At 63.3% G+C, this 25,646-nt stretch carries 22 protein-coding genes and 2 riboswitches; of the genes, 14 read left to right on the top strand and 8 right to left on the bottom strand.

Translation table 11 applies throughout. The features are described 5' to 3' along the window. Positions 1 to 88 precede the first annotated feature (88 nt). The 4 genes from cobM to LCU97_RS18410 form a co-directional block, all read right to left on the bottom strand. On the bottom strand, positions 89 to 835 hold the full coding sequence (cobM, locus tag LCU97_RS18425) for a precorrin-4 C(11)-methyltransferase (protein ID WP_232777424.1): 747 nt from the start codon (positions 833 to 835) through the stop codon (positions 89 to 91). Positions 836 to 911: 76 nt separating this feature from the next. Beyond that, positions 912 to 1,310 (bottom strand): cobalamin biosynthesis protein, encoded by a 399-nt coding sequence (locus LCU97_RS18420; protein ID WP_232777423.1) that lies wholly within the window; start codon positions 1,308 to 1,310, stop codon positions 912 to 914. Beyond that, on the bottom strand, positions 1,307 to 2,002 hold the full coding sequence (locus LCU97_RS18415) for a CbtA family protein (protein ID WP_232777422.1): 696 nt from the start codon (positions 2,000 to 2,002) through the stop codon (positions 1,307 to 1,309). The genes LCU97_RS18420 and LCU97_RS18415 overlap by 4 nt, the downstream gene beginning before the upstream one ends. 11 nt (positions 2,003 to 2,013) lie before the next feature. Beyond that, positions 2,014 to 2,202, bottom strand: a complete 189-nt coding sequence (locus LCU97_RS18410) for a CbtB domain-containing protein (RefSeq protein ID WP_053154287.1) — start codon at positions 2,200 to 2,202, stop codon at positions 2,014 to 2,016. Positions 2,203 to 2,301: 99 nt separating this feature from the next. Then, positions 2,302 to 2,524, bottom strand: a riboswitch (cobalamin riboswitch). Positions 2,525 to 2,652: 128 nt separating this feature from the next. After that, a riboswitch (cobalamin riboswitch) is annotated at positions 2,653 to 2,878 on the top strand. 99 nt (positions 2,879 to 2,977) lie between these two features. Here LCU97_RS18410 and cobW point away from each other — a divergent pair. The 13 genes from cobW to kdgK all read left to right on the top strand — a co-directional run bounded on the left by cobW (position 2,978) and on the right by kdgK (position 18,405). After that, entirely contained in the window at positions 2,978 to 4,042 is a 1,065-nt protein-coding gene (cobW, locus tag LCU97_RS18405) for a cobalamin biosynthesis protein CobW (protein ID WP_053154276.1), read from the top strand. A 3-nt stretch (positions 4,043 to 4,045) separates the two neighbouring features. Next, positions 4,046 to 7,828 (top strand): cobaltochelatase subunit CobN, encoded by a 3,783-nt coding sequence (gene cobN, locus LCU97_RS18400; protein ID WP_232777420.1) that lies wholly within the window; start codon positions 4,046 to 4,048, stop codon positions 7,826 to 7,828. 10 nt (positions 7,829 to 7,838) lie between these two features. Then, positions 7,839 to 8,840, top strand: a complete 1,002-nt coding sequence (locus LCU97_RS18395) for an ATP-binding protein (protein ID WP_232777419.1) — start codon at positions 7,839 to 7,841, stop codon at positions 8,838 to 8,840. A gap of 53 nt (positions 8,841 to 8,893) precedes the next feature. Then, positions 8,894 to 9,496, top strand: a complete 603-nt coding sequence (locus LCU97_RS18390; protein ID WP_269802975.1) for a vWA domain-containing protein — start codon at positions 8,894 to 8,896, stop codon at positions 9,494 to 9,496. Positions 9,497 to 9,691: 195 nt separating this feature from the next. Next, entirely contained in the window at positions 9,692 to 11,338 is a 1,647-nt protein-coding gene (locus tag LCU97_RS18385) for a phospholipase D-like domain-containing protein (protein WP_232777418.1), read from the top strand. 363 nt (positions 11,339 to 11,701) lie between these two features. Continuing rightward, positions 11,702 to 12,550 carry a transporter substrate-binding domain-containing protein gene (locus tag LCU97_RS18380; protein WP_232777417.1) on the top strand — a complete coding sequence of 283 codons (849 nt, stop codon included), beginning with the start codon at positions 11,702 to 11,704 and terminating at the stop codon, positions 12,548 to 12,550. Positions 12,551 to 12,604: 54 nt separating this feature from the next. After that, a complete protein-coding gene (locus tag LCU97_RS18375) occupies positions 12,605 to 13,267 on the top strand; it encodes an amino acid ABC transporter permease (protein WP_232777416.1) in 663 nt (220 codons plus the stop codon). Between the two features lie 9 nt (positions 13,268 to 13,276). Continuing rightward, the gene (locus LCU97_RS18370) at positions 13,277 to 13,939 is read left to right on the top strand and encodes an amino acid ABC transporter permease (RefSeq protein WP_053154257.1); all 663 of its coding nucleotides are present in this window, start codon (positions 13,277 to 13,279) and stop codon (positions 13,937 to 13,939) included. Further along, entirely contained in the window at positions 13,936 to 14,727 is a 792-nt protein-coding gene (locus tag LCU97_RS18365; RefSeq protein ID WP_053154255.1) for an amino acid ABC transporter ATP-binding protein, read from the top strand. Before LCU97_RS18370 ends, LCU97_RS18365 begins: the two co-directional genes overlap by 4 nt. A 25-nt stretch (positions 14,728 to 14,752) precedes the next feature. Then, positions 14,753 to 15,139 (top strand): RidA family protein, encoded by a 387-nt coding sequence (locus LCU97_RS18360; protein WP_053154252.1) that lies wholly within the window; start codon positions 14,753 to 14,755, stop codon positions 15,137 to 15,139. 176 nt (positions 15,140 to 15,315) lie between these two features. Then, positions 15,316 to 16,080, top strand: coding sequence for an IclR family transcriptional regulator (locus tag LCU97_RS18355; protein ID WP_053154249.1), 765 nt, complete (start codon positions 15,316 to 15,318; stop codon positions 16,078 to 16,080). A gap of 39 nt (positions 16,081 to 16,119) precedes the next feature. Then, the gene (locus tag LCU97_RS18350) at positions 16,120 to 17,337 is read left to right on the top strand and encodes an amino acid deaminase (protein ID WP_232777415.1); all 1,218 of its coding nucleotides are present in this window, start codon (positions 16,120 to 16,122) and stop codon (positions 17,335 to 17,337) included. Positions 17,338 to 17,490: 153 nt separating this feature from the next. After that, on the top strand, positions 17,491 to 18,405 hold the full coding sequence (kdgK, locus tag LCU97_RS18345) for a 2-dehydro-3-deoxygluconokinase (protein WP_232777414.1): 915 nt from the start codon (positions 17,491 to 17,493) through the stop codon (positions 18,403 to 18,405). A 153-nt stretch (positions 18,406 to 18,558) separates the two neighbouring features. Here kdgK and LCU97_RS18340 read toward each other — a convergent pair whose 3' ends face one another. Both LCU97_RS18340 and LCU97_RS18335 read right to left on the bottom strand, forming a co-directional pair. After that, positions 18,559 to 18,834, bottom strand: a complete 276-nt coding sequence (locus tag LCU97_RS18340; protein ID WP_053154239.1) for a peptidylprolyl isomerase — start codon at positions 18,832 to 18,834, stop codon at positions 18,559 to 18,561. Between the two features lie 54 nt (positions 18,835 to 18,888). Next, positions 18,889 to 21,426, bottom strand: coding sequence for a hybrid sensor histidine kinase/response regulator (locus LCU97_RS18335; RefSeq protein ID WP_232777413.1), 2,538 nt, complete (start codon positions 21,424 to 21,426; stop codon positions 18,889 to 18,891). 123 nt (positions 21,427 to 21,549) lie between these two features. On the opposite strand from LCU97_RS18335, the gene LCU97_RS18330 reads away from it, so the two are divergent. Continuing rightward, positions 21,550 to 22,665: a PilT/PilU family type 4a pilus ATPase gene (locus LCU97_RS18330; protein WP_053154233.1), complete on the top strand. Its 1,116-nt coding sequence runs from the start codon at positions 21,550 to 21,552 to the stop codon at positions 22,663 to 22,665. Between the two features lie 54 nt (positions 22,666 to 22,719). On the opposite strand, the gene LCU97_RS18325 is transcribed toward LCU97_RS18330, so the two are convergent. Together LCU97_RS18325 and hbdH are read right to left on the bottom strand one after the other, a co-directional pair. After that, positions 22,720 to 24,675 (bottom strand): acetoacetate--CoA ligase, encoded by a 1,956-nt coding sequence (locus tag LCU97_RS18325; RefSeq protein WP_232777412.1) that lies wholly within the window; start codon positions 24,673 to 24,675, stop codon positions 22,720 to 22,722. Positions 24,676 to 24,863: 188 nt separating this feature from the next. Continuing rightward, on the bottom strand, positions 24,864 to 25,640 hold the full coding sequence (gene hbdH, locus LCU97_RS18320; RefSeq protein WP_053154227.1) for a 3-hydroxybutyrate dehydrogenase: 777 nt from the start codon (positions 25,638 to 25,640) through the stop codon (positions 24,864 to 24,866). Between the last annotated feature and the right edge of the window lie 6 nt (positions 25,641 to 25,646).

Here is a 25,646-nt window from a genome sequence, read left to right as displayed (position 1 = left end):
TTGGTGGAGCCGGGCTTGCTCCTGCATCGTTGCAAGCTGACCCACAGCTTTCGCGAGCAAGCCCGCTCCCACAAGGTATTCGTACACCTCAAGGCCTATAGAGATGGGCATGCCCGGCGCGGTACAGCGACGATTCGCTGAAAAGGTCATTGCCCAATACCCGTCCCACCAGAATCAGCGCCGTGCGGCGAAAGCCCTTGGCCTGCACCCGTGCCGCGATGTCGGCCAGCGTACCCATCGCCCAATCCTGATCCGGCCAGGTGGCTCGATGAATCACGGCAATCGGACAATCCGCGCCGTAGTGGGGCAGTAACTCCTCGACGATTTTTTCCAGATGATTGACCCCCAGGTGAATCGCCAGGGTCGCGCCGTGCTGCGCGAGGCTGCTCAGTTCTTCTCCGGCGGGCATGACGGTTTTATCGGCATAGCGGGTGAGAATCACGCTCTGGGACACGTCCGGCAACGTCAGTTCGGCACCCAGCAGGGCGGCGCAGGCGGAGGTGGCGGTGACGCCGGGGATGATCTCGAAGGGGATATCCAGTTCCCGCAGGACGCGAATCTGCTCGCCAATGGCGCCGTACAGGCTCGGGTCGCCAGAATGCACGCGGGCCACGTCCTGGCCCTTGAGATGGGCGCTCCTGATCAACTCGATGATCTGCTCCAGGTGCAGTTCGGCGCTGTTGATCACCCGTTCTGCATTGTGACCTTCAAGGACGGCCACCGGCACCAGGGAGCCGGCATAGATGATCACCGGACAATTGCGAATCAAGCGCTGGCCCTTGACGGTAATCAGTTCCGGATCGCCGGGGCCGGCGCCGATGAAGTAAACGGTCATGACCGGTTCCTAAAAGAGGGTGGGGCGACGCCTGGATGAGAAGCGCTCATGATCCAGGGAGGACGATTATCGGTTTTTAACAGCTGACCGCCAACGCCAGCGTCGCCTGAGGGCTTTTCTGGCGGAGAATCCGCAGCCTGGCGGGTGGGGTGCCCAACTGCTCGGCCAGGGCCAGCGCCGCGCTCTCGGCAACGCCGTAACAGCCGGTGCGTTCGAATGCGCTCTGTGAGCGGTGGCTGAGCCGTTGATCATAACCCGCCAGCTGGACAGCGCTGAAGCAGATCAGCGGCAGTGCCAGTTGTTCGGCCAGTTGCAGCAGGCCCGGCTCGTTGCGCTTGAGGTCGATACTCGCCAGGGCCTGTAGTTCATTCAGCTCAATGCCGTGGGCCCGCAGCGTTTGCTCAAGCAGGGCCCGCAACGTCTCGGCGGAGCAACCCCGGCGACAGCCAAGACCCGCCACCAGAATGTGGTTCACGCGTCGTGATGAGCCGGGTCGCCACGGCGGAACAGCCAGGCGCTGATCAGGCCCAGGGCCAGCCAGAACGCAATGTTGGTCAGTTGCGAGGCGATCTTGAACTGGCTTTCAAGCGCTTCGGGCGCCAGCATCGAGTGAACTTCCGGTTGCGGTGCGCCGATCACGTGGGGCACCACGAGGGTCGCCAGGCCCAGCAGTTTGAGCAAACCATGTCGGCCGAACGCAATCAGGGCGATACCCACCGCCGTGGACGCCGCGGTACCGATCCACCACATCTGCCGGTGAGCCAGGTCGGCAGCGGCTGTACCGGGGAGCTCCGGTGGCAGGCCGAGGGTCGGCGCCAGGACGAAGGTGGCATAGCCGGCCAGGCCCCAAAGCAAGCCCTGGGACGTGCGGGCCGGCGCGCGCAAGGTGTACAGGCCCGCCAACATCAGGGCGAAACCCACCGCGACCACCAGATTGCCGCCGGTGGTGGAGAGCACGCGTTGCCAACCGTCTTCCGGTTCCCAGGCTCCGGCATCGTGGGTGTGGGCAACACCGTCGGCGTGCTGATGGACTTCGGCGGCCGGCGCTTTTTCGTAGGTTTCGGCCTGCAGAATCAGTGGCGACACCCAGAGACTTTGCAGGAGCGTCAGCAGCAGGGCGGCCAGCAATCCACTGAAACCGGCGGTCCGGGCGATTCGCTTGAACATGGTGGCAGGTCTCAGTGGCAGGGAAAGGCGGCGCTGTGGCGGGTGTCGTGGGCGGCGTTGTGCACCGCTTCGATGTGGGAGAAACCGGCGAAATACACCAGCGCCGCGCCTATGATCGAGGCGAGGATCGCCGCGCTCAGGCGTTGGCTCAGGGTGCTGGTGCTGCTGGCGGAGCGGGCGGTGGTGCTGATGGTCGACATGGCGTCCCTCTGTTGTTGTCCAGTGGGTGAGTCGAGCGCAAGGAAACCCCGGGCCAAAGCCCGCCAGGGATCGAACAGCGCCCGCCCACCGCGGGTTTGTCAGTGTTTGAGTCGTGGGCCGGTCTCCGGGCTCACGAGGGGCAGGGCCTGCGCCTTGCCTGCAAGCGTCACCTTCCCATGTCATCGGACACAGTGGCTCAGACGCTTCGCTCGCTTACCGTTGCGGGGGCAGCACCGGACTGTCGTGGCCTTGGAGTAAAGCACACGATTCACCGGTTTCCCGTTTCACCCTGTGAAGGGCACCCATAACAAGCGCACAGGAAAGCATGGGTGGGGGCGGGGCGTCAATTACAGGCCGATACCGAGTCGCGGCCATCGCGAGCCTGCTCGCGATGGGGCCGGCACAGACACCACAGAACTCGAAGACATTGACCCGCCCCCATACCCTGCGTAGCCTTGCGCCTTCGAGGTTCTTCGACACGCGTCGAAGCTAAGAAGGGAACGCGGTCCAAGCCGCGGCTGCCCCCGCAACTGTGAACGGTGATGTGCCTGCCAGGCCACTGTGCATACCCTGAAAGGGCGCACGGGAAGGCGCAGGAAATGTCAGTCCAGGTTTATATAAAAGCCGGACCGGCCCGCCGTCAGCCAGGAGACCTGCCTCGAGACAGACTTCTCATTACAACCGGGCGGGGTGATCCGGTGGCGAAATCTTCCGCGCATGCCTGTGCCAGCGGTTGTCGTCCCGTTTGCCCGCCACCTTGCCAAAGGGCATCCGATGAAAACACTGGCCAAGCTCCCCGTCACCATCGTCACCGGTTTCCTCGGCTCGGGTAAGACCACCTTGCTGCGGCACATGCTCGACAACGCCCAGGGCCGGCGTATCGCAGTCATCGTCAACGAGTTCGGCGAGCTGGGCATCGACGGCGAGATCCTCAAGCAATGTTCCATCGGCTGCACCGAGGAAGAAGCCAGCGGCCGCGTCTATGAACTGGCCAACGGCTGCCTGTGCTGCACGGTGCAGGAGGAATTCTTCCCGGTGATGCGTGAGTTGGTCGCACGCCGTGGCGACCTCGACCATATCCTCATCGAAACCTCCGGGCTGGCGCTGCCCAAGCCGCTGGTCCAGGCCTTCCAGTGGCCGGAAATCCGCAGTGCCTGCACCGTCGATGCGGTGATCACCGTGGTCGACAGCCCGGCCGTGGCCGCTGGCACTTTCGCCGCTTTCCCGGAGCAGGTGGATGCCCAGCGCAAGCTCGACCCGAACCTGGACCACGAATCTCCGCTGCACGAGCTGTTCGCCGATCAACTGGCCAGCGCCGACCTGGTGATCCTCAACAAGGCTGACCTCATCAGCCCGGACGATCTGGCGAAAGTGCGCCTGGAGGTTGCCGAGGAGCTGCCGCCGGCGGTCAAGGTCATCGAAGCCAGCAGCGGCCGCCTGCCGCTGGACGTGCTGATCGGCCTGGGCGCCGGCTCCGAAGAGCACATCGACAGCCGTCACAGTCACCACGATCATCACCATGACGGCGACGATGACGACCACGACCATGACGCCTTCGATTCCATTTCCATCGAACTGCCACAGGCCGACGAAAGCCTGCTGCTGGACGCACTGACCCAATTGGTGGTCCAGCACAACGTGCTGCGGGTCAAGGGGTTCGCAGCGATCCCCAACAAGCCGATGCGCCTGTTGATCCAGGGGGTAGGCACGCGCTTCGACAAGCATTTCGACCGCCAGTGGGGCGCCGAAGAAGCGCGGGTCACCCGCCTGGTGCTGATCGGCCAGACCCTGGACGCCACTCAGCTTGAAGCGCAGCTGCGCGCCGCACTCGGCGCCTAAGCCATGCACCTGCTCAGGACCCAGCCCGGCGGTTTCGTGTCGGATGACAACATCGCCGACCTGGGGCAAACCCCCGCCGAGCTGGTGATCCTGTGCAGCGGCGACAGCAGCCTGGCGCTGCTGGCCGAAGCGGCGCGGCAGTTGCCGGACGATTATCCCCAATTCCGTCTGGCCAACCCGATGCAGGTGCAGAATCACGCGTCGGTGGACCTGTATTTCGAAGATGTATTGCGTCACGCCAAGGTCATCCTGTTGTCGCTGCATGGCGGCATCGGCTATTGGCGCTATGGCATCGAACGCCTGATGGAACTGGCCGGGCGTGGCGTGAAACTGATCCTGGTGCCGGGGGACGACCGGCCGGACCCGGAACTCAGCAACTTGAGCAACGTGCCCGCCGCCGACCGCGACCGGCTCTGGCAGTACCTGCGTCAGGGCGGTCTGGGCAATGCCCTTGACCTGTTCCATCAGCTTGCCAGCCAATGGTTCGGCCGCGATTACCCTTGGGGTGAACCGCAAACCCTGCCGCGCACAGCCCTCTATCACCCAGACAAAACCAGCGCCACCCTCGACGATTGGCGAGCCGGCTGGCAGGCCGATCAAGCAGTGGCGGCGGTGCTGTTCTACCGTTCTCACTTGCAAGCGGCGAATACCGCGTTTATCGACGTGTTCTGTCAGCGGCTGCAAGCGGCGGGGCTCAATCCCTTGCCGATGGCAGTCGCCAGCCTCAAGGAGCCCGGTTGTCTGGCACAGGTCGAAGACTGGCTGGACGAGGTCGAGGCAGGGGTGATCCTCAACACCACCGGATTCGCCCAGTCCAGTCCCGAAGCGCCGCACCTGCGCCCGTTCCGCCGCAACATTCCGGTAATCCAGGCCATCTGCGCCCAGGACAACGAGCCCGGTTGGCGCGCCAGTGAGCAGGGGTTAGGGCCGCGAGATCTGGCCATGCACATTGCCCTGCCGGAGCTGGACGGACGGATCATCAGTCGCCCCATCAGCTTCAAGGACCTGGCCTGGCGCAGCGAGCGCAGCCAGAGCGACGTGGTCTGTTACCGGGCGGCCGTCGAGCGCATGGATTTCGTCGCCGAACTGGCCCGGCGCTGGACCACCCTGGCGCGCCTGCCCAACGCAGAGAAACGTGTGGCGCTGGTCCTCGCCAACTACCCGACCCGGGACGGGCGCATCGGCAACGGGGTGGGCCTGGACACCCCCGCAGCAGCGTTGAACATCCTGCGGGCCTTGCGGGCGGAGGGCTATCCGCTGCCGACCGAATTACCTGCCACCGGGACGGCGTTGATCCAGCAGCTACTCGGCGGTGTCAGCAATGATCTGGACAGCCTCGACCTGCGACCTTGCCACCAGAGCCTGGCACTGGAAGCTTACCAGACGATGTTCGACGCACTGCCCGAGGCCAACCGCAGAGCCGTATTCGAACGCTGGGGCGGTCCCGAGCAGGATCCGATGTTCCGCCAGGGCCGACTGATGATTGCTGGCCTGCGCCTGGGCCTGACGTTCGTCGGCATCCAGCCGGCCCGGGGGTATCAGGTCGATCCGAGCGCGGTGTACCACGATCCGGATCTGGTGCCGCCTCACGGTTACCTGGCGTTCTATTTCTGGCTGCGCCACGCCTATGGCGCCCACGCGGTCATTCATGTCGGCAAGCACGGCAACCTCGAATGGCTGCCCGGCAAGGGTGTCGGGTTGTCGGAAAGCTGCTGGCCGGACGCGCTGCTGGGGCCGTTGCCGAATATCTATCCGTTCATCGTCAACGATCCGGGCGAGGGGGCCCAGGCCAAGCGGCGGACCCAGGCGGTGATCATCGATCACCTGATGCCGCCACTGACCCGGGCCGAAACCTACGGGCCGCTACGCAATCTCGAACTGTTGGCTGACGAATACTACGAAGCACAGTTGCTCGACCCTCGCCGTGCCCGGGAATTGCAGCGAGACATCCTCGATCTGGTGCGCGAAACCCATATCGACCGTGAACTTGAGCTGGACGGCGAAGCCGATGCGGCGATCTGGCTGCCGCGCCTGGACACTTACCTGTGCGACCTGAAGGAGTCGCAGATCCGCGATGGCCTGCACATCTTCGGTGAATCCCCCACTGGCCGGCTGCGCATCGACACCTTGCTGGCGTTGCTGCGCATTCCCCGGGGCGATGGCAAGGGCGCGCAGTCGAGTGTGTTGCGGGCGCTGGCCAAGGCTTTCGAGCTGGGTTTCGATCCGTTGGATTGCGCGTTGGCCGAGCCCTGGAACGGGGCCTGTCCCGAGGCCTTGCGTCGGGTCAGCGATGAACCTTGGCGCACCCTGGGCGACACCCGGGAGCGCCTGGAATTGTTCGCCGGGCAGTTGATCGAGCAGGCCCTGGCGGGCGAGGTCGAGCAACTGCATGCACCGGGGTGGGAGGCGGTGGGCTGCATCGTCGAGCATCTGCGATCCGTCGTGGCCCCTCGTCTGGACGCCTGCGGCCCGGCAGAAATGCGTGGCCTGCTCGATGCAATGAGCGGTCGCTTCGTACCGGCCGGCCCAAGCGGCGCGCCGAGTCGAGGACGCCTGGACGTGCTGCCCACCGGGCGCAATTTTTTCTCGGTGGACGTGCGCAACCTGCCCACCACCACGGCGTGGCGCATCGGTTTCCAATCGGCGAACCTGATACTCGAACGGCATTTGCAGGACCACGGCGATCATCTGCGTCAGCTTGGCCTCTCGGTGTGGGGCACCGCCACCATGCGCACCGGCGGCGACGACATTGCCCAGGCCATGGCGCTGATGGGCGTGCGTCCCGTGTGGGCCACGGGCAGCCAGCGGGTCGATGATTTCGAGATCTTGCCGTTGAGCCTGCTGGACCGGCCTCGGGTCGATGTGACATTGCGGGTGTCCGGGTTCTTCCGGGACGCCTTCGCCAACCTGATCCGGTTGTTCGACGCGGCGGTGCAAGCCGTTGCCGCCCTCGATGAGCCGGATGACATGAACCCGCTGGCAGCCAAGGTGCGCTGCGAGCGCGAGGCACTGTTGGCGTCGGGCCTCGAGCCGGACGCGGCGGCCCGTCAGGCCGGTTGGCGGATCTTCGGCGCCAAGCCCGGCGCTTACGGCGCGGGCGTGCAGGGAGCGGTCGACGGCCGCCTGTGGCAGAGCCGCGAAGACTTGGCCGAGGTGTACCTGAACTGGGGCGGCTACGCCTACGGTGCCGGCGATGAAGGCACCGCTGCTCGTGAATCGTTCTCCCGGCGCCTGAGCCAGGTGCAAGCGGTCTTGCAGAACCAGGACAACCGCGAGCACGACCTGCTCGACTCCAACGATTACTACCAGTTCCAGGGCGGCATGCTGGCGGCCGTGGAAACCCTCAGCGGCGCAGCGGCGGCCAGTTACCACGGCGATCACAGCCAGCCGGACCTGCCGAAGGTCCGGACCCTGAAGGAAGAACTCAACCGGGTCATCCGCTCACGTGCGGCCAATCCCAAGTGGATCGATGGGGTCAAACGTCACGGCTACAAAGGCGCGTTCGAACTGGCGGCGACGGTGGACAATCTGTTTGCGTTCGACGCCACCACCCAATTGATCGACGATCACCAGTACGCTTTGCTGGCCGATGCCTACCTGCTCGACCCCGATACCCGCGACTTTGTCCGCCAACACAATCCCGACGCGTTGCGGGACATGACCGAGCGCATGCTCGAAGCCCAGCAGCGGGGGATGTGGCAGGATCCGGGGGCGTATCGCGAGGCCCTGGAAAGTTTGTTGCTGGACATAGAAGAGGACCCTCAAGGGGCCCTCGACCATCCATGAGATATCCGATATGACCGACCTCCATTTCCCGCTCTGCGCCGTGGTCGGCGCCGACCCGCTGAAACTGGCCCTGTGCCTGGCCGCCATCGACCCCAAAATCGGCGGCGTGCTGATCGAGGGGCCGCGGGGCATGGCCAAGTCGACATTGGCACGGGGCCTGGCGGACCTGCTGGCGAGCGGGCAATTCGTCACCTTGCCCTTGGGCGCCACTGAAGAGCGGCTGGTGGGCACTCTCGATCTCGACGCGGCGCTGGGGGAAGGGCGCTCGCAGTTTTCCCCCGGCGTGCTGGCCAAGGCTGACGGTGGCGTACTGTACGTCGATGAGGTGAACCTGCTGCCCGATCATCTGGTGGACCTGCTGTTGGATGTGGCGGCCAGTGGCGTCAACCTGATCGAGCGCGATGGCATTTCCCACCGGCATCCGGCACGTTTTGTGTTGATAGGCACGATGAACCCGGAAGAGGGCGAGCTGCGTCCGCAACTGCTCGATCGCTTCGGCCTGAACGTGGCGCTCGGCGGGCATACCGCACCGGCGGAGCGTGGGCAGATCATTCGACGGCGGCTGGATTTCGACAGCGATCCCGTGGCGTTCTGCGCCGAGTGGGCGGAGGCCCAGCAACAGCTGCGCGAGCGTTGCCAGCGAGCCCGCGACCGGTTGCCCACCATTGCCCTGGACGATGTTTCACTGGGGCAGATCACTGAGCGTTGTTTCACTGCCGGCGTCGACGGTTTGCGTGCCGACCTGGTCTGGCTGCGGGCCGCCCGGGCCCATGCCGCATGGCGCGGTGCCGATGCCATCGACACTGAAGACATCGACGCCGTGGCCGAATTTGCCTTGCGTCACCGCAGGCGTGGCCATTCGATGCCGGCACCGGCACCGTCCCAGGCACCGCCCACGGCTGAAACGGCCTCGAAATCGAAGGAAAGCCAGGGCCAGTGGGGTGATCTGCCAGCCACTGCGCTGCCGACCGGTGCCCGGCGTGACGTGCCGATCTGGCCAAAAAAGCCCTAGGCATCCGCCCCCGTTCGCCAGTGGGGGCGGATGCCAGGCCCCGGGCGGGACGGTTGGGCCAGGGACGCCAGGGTCGCGGTAAAGCGGCGGCCAGCGGCACGGTGAATTGGCCGGCTACCTTGCTCAACGGGCGTCCGCGCCAGCGTAAAGACCTATGTTTGCAGGAACGCCACCGTTCGCCCCATGAGCTGTGGCTGGTGGTCGTGGATGCCTCGGCTTCGACCCGTCGTCATCGGGCCTTGAGCGATGGCAAGGGCCTGCTGGCGCAACTGTTCGACAACGCTTACCGACAGCGCGCCCGGTTGGCACTGCTCAAGGCCAGCGGCGTTGCCCCGACCTGGCAGGTGCAAGGGCTCAAGGCCTCAGCCGGGCTGCGGGATTGGCTCGATGATCTGGGCGCCGGTGGTGGTACGCCGTTGCTGGCGGCGTTAAATGAGGCCGGACACTGGTTGGCTGCCCGACGCAAGCGTTTCCCGGCGGAGCGGCAGCGGGTGCTGGTGATGACGGACGGACGTGTGAAGGAAGGACTTTCGCTGTCGCCTCTCGAATGCCCGTGCCTGTTGATCGACATCGAGCGCGGCCCGATCCGGTTGGGTCGGGCCCGGCAGTTGGCGGAACAACTGGGGGCTGAATATCGGCATATCGATCAGATGTAACAGGGTTGAATTCTGGTCGGACGTCTTCGCGAGCAAGCCCGCTCCCACACTTTAATCTGCCGCAAACGGAAATGATGACTGCCGCGGACTTTGTGGGAGCGGGCTTGCTCGCGAAGGCATCACCTCGGTCCCGGATCTGCACACCTGAGTTGGATCACTACACTATGCTCAGCCTGCCCTCACACGGAATGAACCATGCGCGTACTTGTCACCAACCCCCAGGACGATTTCCGGGTCAAGGCCTACGCCGGCACCAATGGCGTGCTGCTTGCCATGGACCTGGCCGAACACCGGCGCAAGGGCTTGCTGGGCTTTGCCATCGAAAAACAACAGGGCGACAAGCCGTGGCTGTTCCTGTTCAACAGCCTGACTTTCCCCGATAAGGCCCACACGTTTCCCCAGTTCCACGCCACGCCCAGCGACAAGGCACCCTTGCAGAAATTTCGCTGGGCCGACTATGCCGTCAATCCCGGCGTGACCATTCACTACCGCGTGCACCTGGCCTATGGCAGCCCCGATGCGCCGCAATTGGGGGAATCCCTGGAGGTTACGGTCACCAGCGACAACGGCCAGCCGGCCGGCCAGCGGGTGATCTTCAATCGTGCCGTGGCCGCCAGCCAGGCGTTCCAGCGCAAGTTTCCCGAGCTGGATGCGTTGATCAGTGCCAACAAGCACCTCTCCATCGATGACTGGCCCGATGCGCCACGCCGTTGGCTGGAAAACGGCCTGCTGGGGCGCGTGATCGGTTTCATCGACCGGGCGCTGGATGCCACTTGGGCCTTGGATGTCGCCATCTACGAGTACGAGCTGCCAGTGATCGTCGATGCGGTGAATGCTGCGTACGCCCGTGGCGCACAGGTGCGGGTGCTGTACCACGCCGAGCCGGGCGACGACACCACGTTGCGCAACGAAGCCAGCCTTGAAAAACTGCCGGCGGCCAACAAGCGCGGACGGGTGACCCACAATATTTTCCACGACAAGTTCATCGTCCTGAGCAAAGTCGATGGCGCCGGGGCGCTACAGCCCGAGGCCGTCTTGTGCGGTAGCACCAACTTCACCGCCAACGGCGTCTACCGCCAGGCGAATGTCGTTCATGTACTGGACGATCCCAGGGTGAGCGACAGCTATCGCCAGGTCTTCGAACAAATCTGGGCGACCCCCGGCGACGTCGATGCCACCCGTGAATGGCTCAATCGCAACAACCCCATGGAGCCGGAACAGCCGTTGTTCGCCGGGTTCTCGCCGCGCACGGGAGAGGGCGACCTGGACCGCTTCGTCGACATCATCAACGGCGCCCGCAAGGACCTGCTGTTCGTCACAGCATTCGTCCTGCCTGACCGGATCCTCGACGCCTTGCTCGGTAAGCCCCACGACGACGTCCTGCGCTACGGCCTGCAAAACACCACCAGCCGCATCACCGGTTTCCATGCCGACCGCACCGCGGAATTCGCCGCCACGGCGCTGCTCAATACCGGTTTGGAAGGCTGGCTCAGGGAAAACATGAAAGGCCAGAAGGGCAACCTGCTGGTGCACACCAAAGCCATCGTCACCGACTTCACCAGCGACACGCCGACCATCATCAGCGGCAGCCACAACCTCAGCGCCGCGGCCAGCAGCGGTAACGACGAGAACTACCTCATCATCCAGGGCGACACCGACCTGGCCGACCGCTACGGGCTGGAACTGCTGCGGTTCTATGAGCATTACCGGTTTCGTTATTTCGCAAAGAAACTCGCGCTCAAGCAGGTCAGGCCGTTGGCAACGGATGACAGCTGGAGTGATGACTATTACCGCGACGGGGACTTGCGGATGTTGTCTCGGGTGAGGTTTTGCGGACGCTAGATCCTGTTCCCAATGCGGCAGTGGCCAAATCATTGTGGGAGCGAGCCTGCTCGCGATAGCGGAATGTCAGTCAATGAAGATGAGGCTGACCTGACGCCATCGCGAGCAGGCTCGCTTCCACAGGGTGCACCGCGTGGCTCCGATTTGGGGCCTTGGTACCCGCACACCCGCTGTCAACGGTAACAATCGGCTCGCGGCCGCACGCGCCGGCAAGGCCTCGTTTTTCCCATCCTTCTGATTTCTATCACTTTCCTTTTTCCTCCCCTAAAGGCCTTGATCCTGTGGCACACTTTCTGCTGTATATTCCGTTGTTACATACCTGATTCCGGTATAACGGAATAAACCCATCGTGGAGTGCTAGCCATGCATCGCCGACCTTCCTTGTTCAAAGCGTGTGTTTTTCTCTTCGCGGCCACGACGGCTGCCATGGGTGTCGCCCAGGCGGCCGATAGCAAGCTGGACAGTGTGCTGCAACGCGGGAAATTGATTGTGGGCACCGGCAGCACCAACGCGCCGTGGCACTTCCAGGGAGCGGATGGCAAGTTGCAGGGGTTTGATATCGACATTGCGCGGATGGTCGCCAAGGGCCTGTTCAATGACCCGGAGAAAGTCGAGTTCGTGGTGCAGTCGTCCGATGCGCGAATTCCCAACCTGCTGACCGACAAGGTCGACATCAGTTGTCAGTTCATCACCGTCACCGCCAGCCGCGCCCAGCAAGTGGCCTTCACCTTGCCGTACTACCGCGAAGGTGTCGGCCTGCTGCTGCCCGCCAATAGCAAATACAAGGAAATCGAAGACCTCAGGGCCGCCGGCGACAGTGTCACCGTGGCGGTTCTGCAGAACGTCTACGCCGAAGAATTGGTGCATCAGGCACTGCCCAAAGCCAAGGTCGATCAGTACGACAGCGTCGACCTGATGTATCAGGCCGTGAACTCCGGGCGCGCCGATGCCGCCGCCACCGACCAATCCTCGGTCAAGTATCTGATGGTGCAGAACCCCGGCCGTTACCGCAGCCCGGCCTACGCCTGGAGCCCGCAGACCTACGCCTGTGCGGTCAAGCGCGGCGACCAGGACTGGCTGAACTTCGTCAATACCACCTTGCATGAAGCCATGACTGGCGTGGAGTTCCCCACCTATGCCGCGTCGTTCAAGCAGTGGTTCGGCGTGGAGCTGCCGTCGCCGGCGATCGGTTTCCCTGTCGAATACAAATGATCCCATGGGGCCGGGGCGCCGCTGTGAGGCGTCCCGTCGAAGGTACAGTCGACCATGAATTATCAGTTGAACTTTGCCGCCGTCTGGCGCGATTTCGACACCTTGCTGGCGGGACTCGGCCTGGGGCTTTCCTTGGCGCTGGTGTCGATCGCCATCGGTTGCGTGATCGGCCTGGCAATGGCGTTCGCGCTGCTCAGCAAGCATCGGCTCCTGCGGGCCGCCGCGTCGGTGTATGTCACGGTGATCCGCAACACGCCGATCCTGGTGTTGATCCTGTTGATCTACTTCGCCTTGCCGAGCCTGGGTATTCGCCTGGACAAGCTGCCGTCGTTCGTCATCACGCTCTCGCTATACGCCGGGGCCTACCTGACCGAAGTGTTCCGCGGCGGGTTGCTGAGCATCCACAAGGGCCAGCGCGAGGCAGGGCTGGCCATCGGCCTGGGTGAGTGGCAAGTCAAAGCCTATATCACCGTGCCGGTGATGCTGCGCAACGTGTTGCCGGCCTTGTCGAACAACTTCATTTCGCTGTTCAAGGACACCTCCCTGGCGGCGGCGATTGCCGTGCCGGAGCTGACCTACTACGCCCGCAAGATCAACGTGGAGAGCTACCGGGTGATCGAAATCTGGCTGGTGACCACGGCCCTGTATGTCGCGGCCTGTTACCTCATTGCCATGGTGTTGCGGTATTTCGAGCAGCGCCTGGCGATCCGCCGTTAGGAGTGTCCCATGTACGAATCCCCCAGTTGGTTGCATGAGTTGTGGGTCGCCCGGGACACCCTGTGGGCCGGATTCCTCACTAGCGTGCAGTGTTCGGTATTGGCAATTTTGCTGGGTACCTTGATTGGTCTGCTCGCCGGATTGGTGCTGACGTACGGCCGGACCTGGATGCGCGCGCCGTTTCGCTTCTATGTCGACCTGATTCGCGGCACGCCGGTGTTCGTGCTAGTGCTGGCCTGCTTCTACATGGCGCCGGCCCTGGGCTGGCAGATCGGTGCGTTCCAGGCCGGGGTCCTGGGCCTGACGCTGTTTTGCGGCTCCCATGTGGCCGAGATCGTACGCGGTGCCTTGCAGGCGTTACCGCGTGGGCAGATGGAAGCGAGCCAGGCCATCGGCCTGACGTTTTTCCAGGCGTTGGGCTATGTGCTGTTGCCCCAGGCATTGCGGCAGATCCTGCCGACCTGGGTCAATTCCTCCACCGAGATCGTCAAGGCCTCGACCCTGTTGTCGGTGATCGGCGTCGCCGAGCTGCTGCTCAGCACTCAACAGATCATCGCCCGGACCTTCATGACCCTGGAGTTCTATCTGTTCGCCGGGTTTCTCTTTTTCATCATCAATTACGCCATCGAATTGCTCGGTCGGCACATTGAAAAGCGGGTGGCCTTGCCATGACTGACGTTTCGACTTCCACCAACGCCCGACCGCTGCTGGACATTCGCGGTCTGCGCAAACAATACGGCCCACTGGAAGTGCTCAAGGGTGTGGACCTGAGCATGCAGCGCGGCAACGTGGTCACGCTGATTGGCTCCAGCGGCTCGGGCAAGACCACGCTGCTGCGCTGCGTGAACATGCTGGAAGAATTCCAGGGCGGCCAGATCGTGCTCGACGGCGAGTCCATCGGCTATGAAGAGGTCGATGGCAAGCGCGTGCGCCACGCCGAAAAGGTCATCGCCCGGCACCGGGCCATGACCGGCATGGCCTTCCAGCAATTCAACCTGTTTCCCCACCTGACCGCGTTGCAGAACGTCACCCTGGGCCTGCTCAAGGTGAAAAAACTGCACAAGGACGAAGCGGTGGCCCTGGCCGAGAAATGGCTGGAGCGGGTCGGGCTGCTGGAACGTCGCGATCATTTTCCCGGTCAGTTGTCCGGCGGCCAGCAACAGCGGGTGGCGATTGCCCGCGCAATTGCCATGAATCCCAGCCTGATGCTGTTCGATGAAGTGACCTCGGCCCTCGACCCGGAACTGGTGGGCGAGGTCCTGAATGTGATCAAGGGCCTGGCCGAAGACGGCATGACCATGCTGCTGGTGACCCACGAGATGCGCTTTGCCTTCGAGGTGTCCGACAAGATCGTGTTCATGAACCAGGGGCGCATCGAGGAGCAGGGACCACCCAAAGAGCTGTTCGAACGCCCGCAATCCCCGCGCCTGGCGGAATTTCTCAAGAACACACGTTTTTAATCCCATTCGACAAGGAGAAACACCCATGAGTATTACGCGCTACGGCACCGGCAGCACCGCAGGCGGCGGTCAGCCTCGCCCATTCGCCCGCGCGGTGGAGGCAGACGGCTGGTTGCATGTGTCCGGCCAGGTGCCGGCGATGGATGGCGAGATCATTGCCGGGGGGATCGTCGAGCAGACGCACCAGACCATGAAGAACCTGATCGCCATCCTCGAAGAGGCCGGCTACGGTCTGGAGGACGTCGTGCGTTGCGGCGTGTGGCTGGACGATCCGCGGGATTTCTGGAGCTTCAACAAAGTGTTCGGCGAATACTTCAGCCCGGAACACGCGCCGGCCCGGGCTTGTGTGCAGGCCAGCATGATGGTCGATTGCAAGGTCGAGATCGATTGCATTGCCTACAAGAAAAAGTGAGGCCCCATCGCGGGCAAGCCTTGCTCCTACAGATCAAGCTGTGCCTGTGGGAGCAGGCTTATTCCCATAAGAGCAAGTATTTTACCTGTGGGAGCAAGGCTTGCCCGCGATAGCGATCTACCAGGCGCCACAACTGTCTGGTTAAACTCCGGGCCAACTGAATGGGAACCCAAGACATGACCGAAGACACCATCAAACGCCGGGCCCGGGGACTGGATCGGGCGTTCGATATCCTCGATTTCCTCAAGGAAATCGGCCAGCCGCTGCGCCCGAATGACATCGCCAGCGGCATCGGCAGCCCCAAGTCCACGGTCTACGAACTGGTGGCGTCGCTGCTGGAGCGGCGCATCCTCGAGCCGGTGGGCAAGGACGGCCATGTCTACCTGGGCCGCCAGTTGTACTTTCTCGGGCAGGCGCACCTGCGGCATTTCGACCTGAGCCGCGAGGCCGATCATGCCTTGCAGGAAATCGTCAGACAGACCCGTGAAACCGCCCAGATGTGCCTGCTCAACGGGCGCAAGTACACGGTGGCCTTGATGAAGGAGGGCGAGCGGCATTTTCGCATTTCCTCGGACATCGGCGAAAACGCGCCGATCCCATGGACGGCCTCCGGTCGCCTCTTGCTGGCACATTTGAGTGATCAACAGATCATCGACCTGATCGACCCTGACGACTTCATTCTGCCGGACGGCGAGCGTCTGTCCGTGGAGCAGTTCCTCAAGGAAATCCGCCAGGCCGGTGTCGATGGCTTCTTCTCCTTCGACAGCGTGGCCGACACCTTTACCCACTGCTTCGCCGCACCGGTCAAAGACCCGGACGGCGTTGCCATCGCGACCCTGTGCATCGTCGCCCCTCGGGCCGACGCCAGGAACAATTACGCCGACTATCGCCGGGTGCTGATCGAAAGCGCCAACAACCTGGCCCGTCGCATCAATGAATAGACCGTCGCGGCTGCCTGCGGCCGTGTAAGGAGTTCGAACATGTCTTCTGCCATTCATGACGCTGCCGTAGAAAAGGGCGCCGCCACCGCCGGCCAATACTTGCTGCGGGACGTCAGCCTGCCGGCCCTGGTGCTGCACCGCGAGGCGTTGGAGCACAACATCCGCTGGATGCAAAAATTTGTCAGCGACAGCGGTGCCGAGCTGGCACCCCACGGCAAGACCAGCATGACCCCGGCGCTGTTTCGCCGGCAACTCGATGCCGGGGCCTGGGGCTTGACCCTTGCCACGGCGGTGCAGACCCGTGCCGCCTACGCCCATGGTGTTCGCCGGGTGCTGATGGCCAACCAATTGGTGGGAACGCCGAACATGGCGTTGATCGCCGATTTGCTGGCCGATCCGACATTCCAATTCCATTGCATGGTGGATCATCCGGACAACGTTGCGGACCTGGGCGCGTACTTCGCCTCTCGGGGTGTTCGGCTGAACGTGATGATCGAATACGGCGTGGTCGGCGGTCGTTGCGGGTGCCGGACCGAGGCCGAGGTGTTGGCCCTGGCCGACGCTGTCCGGGCGCAACCGGCCTTGGCGTTGACGGGTATCGAAGGTTACGAGGGCGTGATCCACGGTGACCATGCCATCAGCGGCATTCGCACGTTCGCCGCGTCCCTGGTGCGCCTGGCGGTGCAGTTGCAGGACGCCGGCGCCTTCGCCATCGCCAAACCGATCATCACCGCCTCGGGGTCGGCCTGGTACGACCTGATCGCCGAATCCTTCGAAGCCCAGAACGCCCACGGACGCTTCCTCAGTGTGCTGCGCCCCGGCAGTTACGTGGCCCACGACCATGGCATCTACAAGGAGGCCCAGTGCTGCGTGCTGGAGCGACGCAGCGACCTGCACGAAGGCCTGCGCCCGGCCCTGGAAGTCTGGGCTCATGTGCAATCGTTGCCGGAGCCGGGCTTCGCGGTGATCGCCCTGGGCAAGCGCGACGTGGCCTACGACGCCGGGCTGCCGGTGCCGCTCAAGCGCTTCAAGGCTGGGGCTGAGGCGGTGACTGGGGATGACCTGAACGGCTGCAAGGTGACGGCGGTGATGGACCAGCATGCGTTCATGAACGTGGCGCCGGGTATCGAGCTACGGGTGGGCGACATCATTGCGTTCGGTACTTCCCACCCATGTTTGACCTTTGACAAGTGGCGGGTGGGGTGTTTGGTGGATGAGCAGTTGCGGGTGGTCGAGAGCATGGAGACTTGTTTTTAAGACTTGAGGTCGCGTCGCGGCCTTCGCGAGCAAGCCCGCTCCCACACTGGATTGGCTGCGAATACATTCTCTGTGGCCGCCACGAACCCTGTGGGAGCGAGCCTGCTCGCGATAGCGACCTGCCAGACACTAAAAAACCATCAGGACGCCCCCATGAACGCTCCCAAACCCCGCATCGCCCTGATCGGCGAATGCATGATCGAACTGCAACAACGCGCCGACGGCAGCCTGCAACAGAGCTTCGGTGGCGATACCCTGAACACGGCGGTGTACCTGTCCCGTGCCGTGGGCGACAAGGGCTCGGTGGATTACGTCACTGCTCTGGGCGATGACAGTTTCAGCGATGCCATGTGCCAGAGCTGGGCGGCGGAAAATATCGGATTGGACCGGGTCCAGCGCTTGCCCGGACGTTTGCCGGGCTTGTACTGCATCCAGACCGACGCGACAGGCGAGCGGCGGTTCCTGTACTGGCGCAACGAAGCGGCGGTGCGCGATTGCTTCACCACGCCGGCGGCCGCGCCGATCCTGGCGGCGTTGCCGGATTACGACGTGCTGTACTTCAGCGGTATAACCCTGGCGGTACTCGGTGAGCAAGGACGGGCCAGGCTCATCGAAGTCTTGATCCAGGCACGGCGACGGGGAGCCCAAGTGGTGTTCGACAACAACTATCGACCCAGGCTCTGGGCGTCAGTGGAGGCGGCCCGTGCGGCCTATCGCAGTGTCTTGCCGTACGTGGAACTGGCCCTGCTGACGGTGGACGACGAACAGGCCCTGTTTGGCCATGCCGACTGCGACGCGGTGTTCGCGGCGTATGCATCGTTCGGCACGCCGGAAGTGGTGCTCAAACGTGGCGCCGAAGCCTGCCTGATCCGTTGCGATGGGCTGTCCTATGAGATTCCCGCCCAGCGGGTCGAGCGCGTGGTGGATACGACAGCGGCGGGGGATTCGTTCAGCGCTGCGTACCTGGCGAGCCGCTTGCTGGGTGGCAGTCCGGCAGAGGCCGCCGAGGCCGGGCATCGGCTGGCGAGCCGGGTGATTCAGATGCCGGGGGCGTTGATCCCCAAATAATGGAAACACCCCATGAATAACCTGCGGGAGCAATCTGTGGGAGCAAGGCTTGCCCGCGATACAGGCGGTGCGGTCGTTCAGTCTGCCGCGTTATCGTTCATCGCGGGCAAGCCTTGCTCCCACAGTTGCTTCCACAGGGGCTTGGCCCGTCAGTCAGTCCCGATAGAACACCTGCACCAGGTGATACCCGAACTTGCTCTTGATCGGCCCATGCACCACCCGCAACGGCTTCTTGAAGATCACCGCATCGATCGCTCCGACCATCTGCCCCGGCCGTATTTCGCCCAGGTCGCCACCGCGCTTGCCGGAGGGGCAGGTGGAGTATTTTTTGGCCAGAACATCGAAGGCTTCGCCCTTGGCGATGCGTTGCTTGAGCTGTTCGGCTTCTTCGGCGGTTTTCACCAGGATATGGCGGGCTTGGGCTTTCATTGCAGCGGTGACCTGAGCGGTGGTGGGGCGACGGGGCGGCGATTATGCCTCAAGTCAGGTGTCATGGTTGATCATCGTCCGAATCTTGTTGGCCAACAGATCCAGGGTGAACGGTTTGGCGACCATGTCCATACCTTGTTCCAGGAAACCCTGGCGTTCGGCGGCCTTTTGCGCGTACCCGGTCATGAACAGCACTTTCAGGTCGGGCCGGTGCTGGCGGGCAATTTCAGCCAATTGACGACCGTTCATGCCGGGCAGGCCGACGTCGGTGACCAGCAAGTCGATCCGCCGGTCCGACTCCAGCAATGGCAGGGCCGTCTTGGCGTCCTTGGCTTCCAGGGCGGCGTAACCCAGGGCTTCCAACAAGTCGAGCACCAGCATCCGGACCGCGGGTTCGTCTTCCACCAGCAACACGGTCTCCCCGGCAATCGCGGCTGGCGTGTCGACGGTCTCGGCCTGGGTGTGCTGCTCGGCCGGTGCCACGTACAGGCGCGGGAGGTACAACTGCACCCGCGTGCCCTGGCCCGGCATGCTGTCCAGGCTCAGGTGTCCGCCCGACTGCTGGGCGAACCCGTAGATCATCGACAATCCCAGGCCGGTGCCCTGGCCGATGGGCTTGGTGGTGAAGAAGGGGTCGAAGGCCTTGGCCAGTACGGAAGGAGTCATGCCGCTACCGTTGTCGCTGACGGCGATCATCACATAATCCCCGGCCTTGACCGGTTCCAGGGTGCTGATATCGCTGCCGTCGAGGTAGATGTTGGCGGTTTCGATAGTCAGCTCGCCGCCATCGGGCATGGCGTCCCGGGCGTTGATCACCAGGTTGAGCAGAGCGTTTTCCAGCTGGCTGGCATCGGTGCTGATCGGCCAAAGTTCATCGGCCAACTGCAGTCGCAGCAGGATGTGATCGCCCGTGGTCCGGCTCAGCAGGTCTTCGAGTGAATGCACCAGGTCGTTGGGGTTCAGCGGCTTGCGGTCCAGAGACTGGCGCCGGGAGAACGCCAGCAGCCGATGGGTCAGGGCCGCGGCGCGATTGGCCGAAGACATGGCCGCTTCGGTGAAGCGACCGATCTCGGCGGCGCGGCCATTGGCAATGTAGCGCTGCATCAGATCGAGACTGCCCAGGATGCCGGTCAGCATGTTGTTGAAGTCGTGGGCGATACCGCCGGTGAGCTGACCCACGGCTTCCATCTTCTGGGCGTGGCGCAGGGCTTCTTCGGCACGTTCACGCTCGAACATCTCGCTTTGCAGGCGCTGGTTGGCTTCGGCCAGTTCTCGGGTACGAGCGATGACCCGCTCTTCCAGCGTTTCGTTGAGGTGCCGCAGGGCTTCCTCGGTTTTCTTGCGTTCAGTCTCGTCGATCACAAAGATGTAGAAGCCGTTCACTGCGCCGTCTGCTCCGTGGCGGGGCAGGTAGTTGACCAGCGCGTGGCGCGGCCGGCCGTCGCGATGGGAGGTCTGCAAGGCGAAACTGCAGGGTTTGCCCGCCAGGGCGCCGGCAATCTGTTCGGCACGTGCGGCGTAGGCCTCGTCGCCGAGTACTTCGCGAATGGTCTTGCCATACAGCTCCTGGGGCGTGAGGCCGTACCAATCCAGATAGGCACTGTTGTTCAGGCGGAAACGCTCTTCGTGGTCCACATAGCTGATCAGCACCGGCATGGCGTTGATGATCAGCTGCAATTCGGTCTGGCTCTGGCGAAGGGCCTGTTCGGTACGCTTGCGCTCGGTCAGGTCCAGGGCCGCGCCGAGAAAGCGCTTGGGCCGACCGTGGCGGTCCTTGTAGCAACGACCGCGCACGAATACCCAGCGCAGTTCACCATCGGGTTGCAGCAGGCGGTATTCCTCGGCGTATTCGCTGCCGTGGGTGATGCAATGCTTGATACTGCGGGCCACCATGGCCCGGTCTTCGGGGTGCACGCCTTCGAGGTAGGCGCTGATGGGCAGTTGTCGCGACAGGTTCGGATCGACTCCATGCAGCAGGGCGAAATGCGCGTCGGCGATGAAGCGATCTTCGCTGATGTCCCAATCCCACGTGCCCAGCGCATCGGCGGCAGCGAGGGCCAGTTGCAGGCGCTCTTCGCTTTCCTGCTGGGCCTTGAGGCTGGCCTCGGAGCGTCGTTCGAACTCCAGGGCCAGGCGCCGCCGCTCGCTGCTCTCGATGGCGGTGACCAGAATGCCTGCCACGGCGCCGCTTTCATCGCGCACGGGGCTGTAGGTCAGGTCCAGCCAGAGGTCGCAGAGGCGGCCGGCAAAGGGCAGACGCCATAACTGGTCGCGGCAGGTGTGCGTACGACCTTGCAACACGCCTTGGTAAATCGGTTCGGTCACGCTACGCAGTTCGGGCCAGGCCTCATGGGTGGGCTGGCCAAGGGCCCGGGGATGCTTGTCACCTGCCAGACGGGAAAAGGCGTCGTTGTAGACGTGGACCAGTTGCGGCCCCCACAGCAAGGCCATGGACATGGGGGAGTGGAGCACGATGTCCACGGCGGTGCGCAGGCTTTGCGGCCAGGTTTCGGGAGCGCCCAGCGGGCTCGAGGTCCAGTCCAGTCGGGCGATCAGGCGCTGGGTAACGCTGCCGGTGGGTGTTGCGTTCATCTCGGAGTTCCTGGATGTCGTGTGGTGTCGACTATCCTCTGGAAAAGGAAAGCGCGGGTTGGTCTGGACGATTGCATGCTCGGGTCAACGTGTTTAATTGATATCTCGCGGAAGTTTCAGTCCATGGAAATTGATCCCTTGTTGCGAATCCTGGCGAGCCAGGATGGCTCCGACCTTTACCTGTCTACCGGTGCGCCACCGTGCGCCAAATTCGAGGGTGCGCTCAAGCCATTGGGCACCCAGGCGTTCAAGGTCGGCGACATCGCCGGGCTCGCCGAGTCTTTGATGGACGCCGAACAGCGTCTTGAGTTCGATCGGGAACTGGAAATGAACCTGGCCATTTCACTGGCCGGTGTCGGGCGATTCCGGGTCAACATCTTCAAGCAGCGCAATGACGTATCGATGGTGATACGCAACGTCAAGCTGGACATCCCGCGCTTCGAAGACCTCAAGCTGCCCAAGATACTGCTGGACACCATCATGCAGAAGCAGGGGTTGATGCTGTTCGTCGGCGCGACGGGTTCGGGCAAGTCCACTTCCCTGGCGGCGCTGATCGACTACCGCAATCGCAACAGCAGCGGCCATATCATTACCATCGAAGACCCGGTGGAATATATCCATCGGCACAAGAAGTCGATCATCAACCAACGGGAAGTGGGGGTCGATACCCGCAGTTTCCACGCCGCCCTGAAGAATACCCTGCGTCAGGCGCCGGACGTGGTACTGATCGGGGAAATCCGCGACCGTGAAACCATGGAGCATGCCCTGGCCTTCGCCGACACCGGACACTTGGTGATTTCCACCCTGCATGCCCATAACGCCAACCAGGCCCTGGACCGGGTCATCAATTTCTTTCCGGAAGAGCGACGGCCGCAGCTGCTCAATGATTTGGGCAACAACCTCAAGGCATTCGTGTCCCAGCGTCTGGTGCGCACTCGCACGGGGCAACGTCGGGCCGCCGTGGAGGTCATGTTGGGCTCGCCCACGGTGGCCGACCTGATCCGACGCAACGAGTTGGGCGAACTCAAGGGCATCATGGAAAAGTCAGAGGAGCTGGGAATGCAGACCTTTGACCAGGCGTTGTTTCATCTGGTGGTCGAAGGGGCCATCGATGAGGAGGAAGCCTTGAAGAATGCCGACTCGGCGAACAATCTGCGTTTGCGTTTGAAGCTGCATGCCGAGTCGGGCGCGGCACCTGCGAGTGATCCGGCGGCGGGGGAGTGGGGGTTGATGGATTGACGCTGTGGCGAGGGGATAAATCCCCTCGCCACAGAAAAGCGGTTTGTGCTGCGTCTAGACAGCCAGCTCCACCCGATCCCGAAACTGCTCCAGCGCCTCGGGGTTGGCCAGGGCATCGGTGTTTTTCACGGCTTCGCCATGCACCACGTTACGCACTGCCAGTTCCACTACCTTGCCGCTGATGGTCCGTGGAATGTCGCTGACCGCCAGGATCTTCGCCGGGACATGGCGCGGTGTGGTGTTGGCGCGGATGACTTGGCGGATCCGTTGCTCCAGCGTTTCATCCAGCACCACGCCATCGCGCAAGCGCACGAACAGCACCACCCGCACATCACCTTGCCATTGCTGACCGATGGCGACGCTGTCCAGCACCTCCTCGACTTTTTCCACCTGCCGATAGATTTCCGCCGTGCCGATACGCACACCGCCGGGGTTGAGCACCGCATCGGAGCGTCCGTGGATCAGGAAACCGCCGTGGGGCAGTTCTTCGGCGTAGTCGCCCTGGGCCCATACGCCGGGAAACTGACTGAAGTAGGAGGCACGGAGCTTTTCCTGATGGGGATCGTTCCACAAGCCGATGGGCATCGCCGGGAAATGCCGGGTGCACACCAGTTCGCCTTTCTCGCCGATGATTGCTTGCCCGGCCTCGTTCCAGACCTGCACCGCCATGCCCAGGCTCTTGCCTTGCATCTCGCCGCGACGCACCGCTGACAGTGGGTTGCCGTTGACGAAACACGACACGATGTCGGTGCCGCCGGACATCGACGCCAGGCAGACGTCGGCCTTGAAGTCGCGATACACATAGTCGTAGCTATGGGGCGCCAGCGCCGAGCCGGTGGACAGGAGGGTCTTCAAGCTGCCCAGGTCGTGGGATTGCCGGGGTTTCAGGCCCTGGTTTTCCAGAGCCGCGAGGAATTTCGGGCTGGTGCCGAACACGCTGATGCGCTGCTGGTCGATCAGATCCAGCAGGCGTTCGGGGCCGGGGTGGAACGGCGATCCGTCGTAGAGGATCACGGCGCTGCCGACGGCGAGCGCCGAGACCAGCCAGTTCCACATCATCCAGCCGCAGGTGGTGTAGTAGAACAGACGATCCTCGGAACCGAGGTCGACGTGCAGGCCGTGCTCCTTTACATGTTGCAGCAAGACACCGCCCGTGCCGTGGACGATGCATTTCGGCACGCCGGTGGTGCCGCTTGAATAGAGGATGTACAGCGGGTGATCGAACGGCACGCTAGTGAATGCCGGCTCGCCGCCGGGTTGGTAGAACTCGTCCCACAAAGCAATATTGGCCGGGGTCCTGAAATCGCCCAGGCCGGCATCGGGCCGGGCATAAGGCAGCACGATCAGTTGTTGCAGCGAAGGCAGTCGTTCGAGGATTTCATTGACCTTGGTCCGCTGGTCGATGACCTTGCCGGCGTAGCGGTAACCGGCGCAGGTCATCAGTACCTTGGGTTCGATCTGGCCGAAGCGGTCGATCACCCCTTGGGTGCCGAAGTCCGGCGACGAGCAGGACCAGATGGCGCCCAGGCTGGTGGCGGCAAGCATGCCCACCAGGGTTTGCCAGGTATTGGGCATGCACGCGGCGACACGATCCCCTCGGGTCACGCCGGCAGCTTGCAGGCTTCTTTGCAGGCCGGCAACGTGGGCGGCCAGTTCGGCCCAGGTCAGCTGCGCCTGGTCGCCGCTTTCGTCGACCGCCACCACTGCCACGGCATCGTCGCGACGGCGCAGCAGGTGTTCGGCGAAATTCAGTGTCGCCCCTGGGAACCATTGGGCGCTGGGCATGTGGGGGCCTTCCACCAGCACTTGCGTAGGCGCGTGGTGAAAGCGAATATCGAAGAAGTCGACGATGGCCTGCCAGAAGGCGTCGCGCTGGTCGATGCTCCAGGCGTGCAGGGCGGGATAGTCGTTGAGTTGCAGGTGGTGCCGCGCGTTGATGAACTGGCGAAAGGCGTTCATGCGCGACCGGGCGATGCGTTCGGGGGCGGGTTGCCAGAGGATGTCGGACATGGGGTGCCTCTTGTTTTTATGTGCACATACAAACTATAGAGCGAGCCGGGTCTTATTGGGGCACAGTCCTGTGGGAGCAAGGCTTGCCCGCGATGAAAACGCCTCGGTTGCAAGGCTGACCGCGTCAGCTTCATCGCGGGCAAGTCTTGCTCCCACAGGTTCCTCCAATTACTGACAGTGATTCAAAGCTACTGGGCCAACCACCCACCATCGATATTCCACGCCGCGCCGCGCACCTGGCTGCCGGCTTCGCTGCACAGGAACAGCACCAGTTCCCCCAGTTGCGGCGGGGTGACGAACGCGAGGGAAGGTTGTTTCTCGGCCAGCAGGTCGTGCTGGGCCTGTTGCGGGTCGACACCCGAGGCGATACGGTCGTCGATCTGTTTTTGCACCAGCGGCGTCAGTACCCAACCTGGGCAAATGGCATTGCACGTCACGTTGCTGGTCGCAGTTTCCAGGCCGACCACTTTGGTCAGACCGATGACCCCATGCTTGGCGGCGACATAGGCGGCTTTGCCCACCGAGCCGACCTGACCGTGGACCGAGGCGATGTTGACGATCCGCCCCCAGCCTTTGGCGCGCATGCCCGGCAGGCTCAGCCGGGTGGCATGGAACACCGAGGACAGGTTGATGGCGATGATCGAGTCCCAGCGTTCCACCGGGAAATCCTCCACGGCGGCCACGTGCTGGATGCCGGCATTGTTGACCAGGATGTCCACGCCGCCAAACTCGCGCTCGGCGTAGGCGAGCATGTCGGCGATCTGCGCCGGGTCGCTGACGTCCGCCGGGTGATGGCCGACCTTGCCACCGAACTGTTTCACCTCGGCGATCACCGCCGAGGCATCGCCGAAACCGTTGAGGATCAGATTGGCGCCGGCCTTGGCCAGACCCAGGGCGATGCCCAGGCCGATGCCGCTGGTAGAACCGGTGACCAGGGCAGTCTTGCCCGAAAGTGTCGTTGTCATGGAAAC

The organism is Pseudomonas uvaldensis (genome assembly GCF_021271205.1).
GTDB lineage: Bacteria > Pseudomonadota > Gammaproteobacteria > Pseudomonadales > Pseudomonadaceae > Aquipseudomonas > Aquipseudomonas uvaldensis.
The sequence above is the reverse complement of the archived record's forward strand: the minus strand, read 5'-3'. Positions and strand labels throughout refer to the sequence as shown.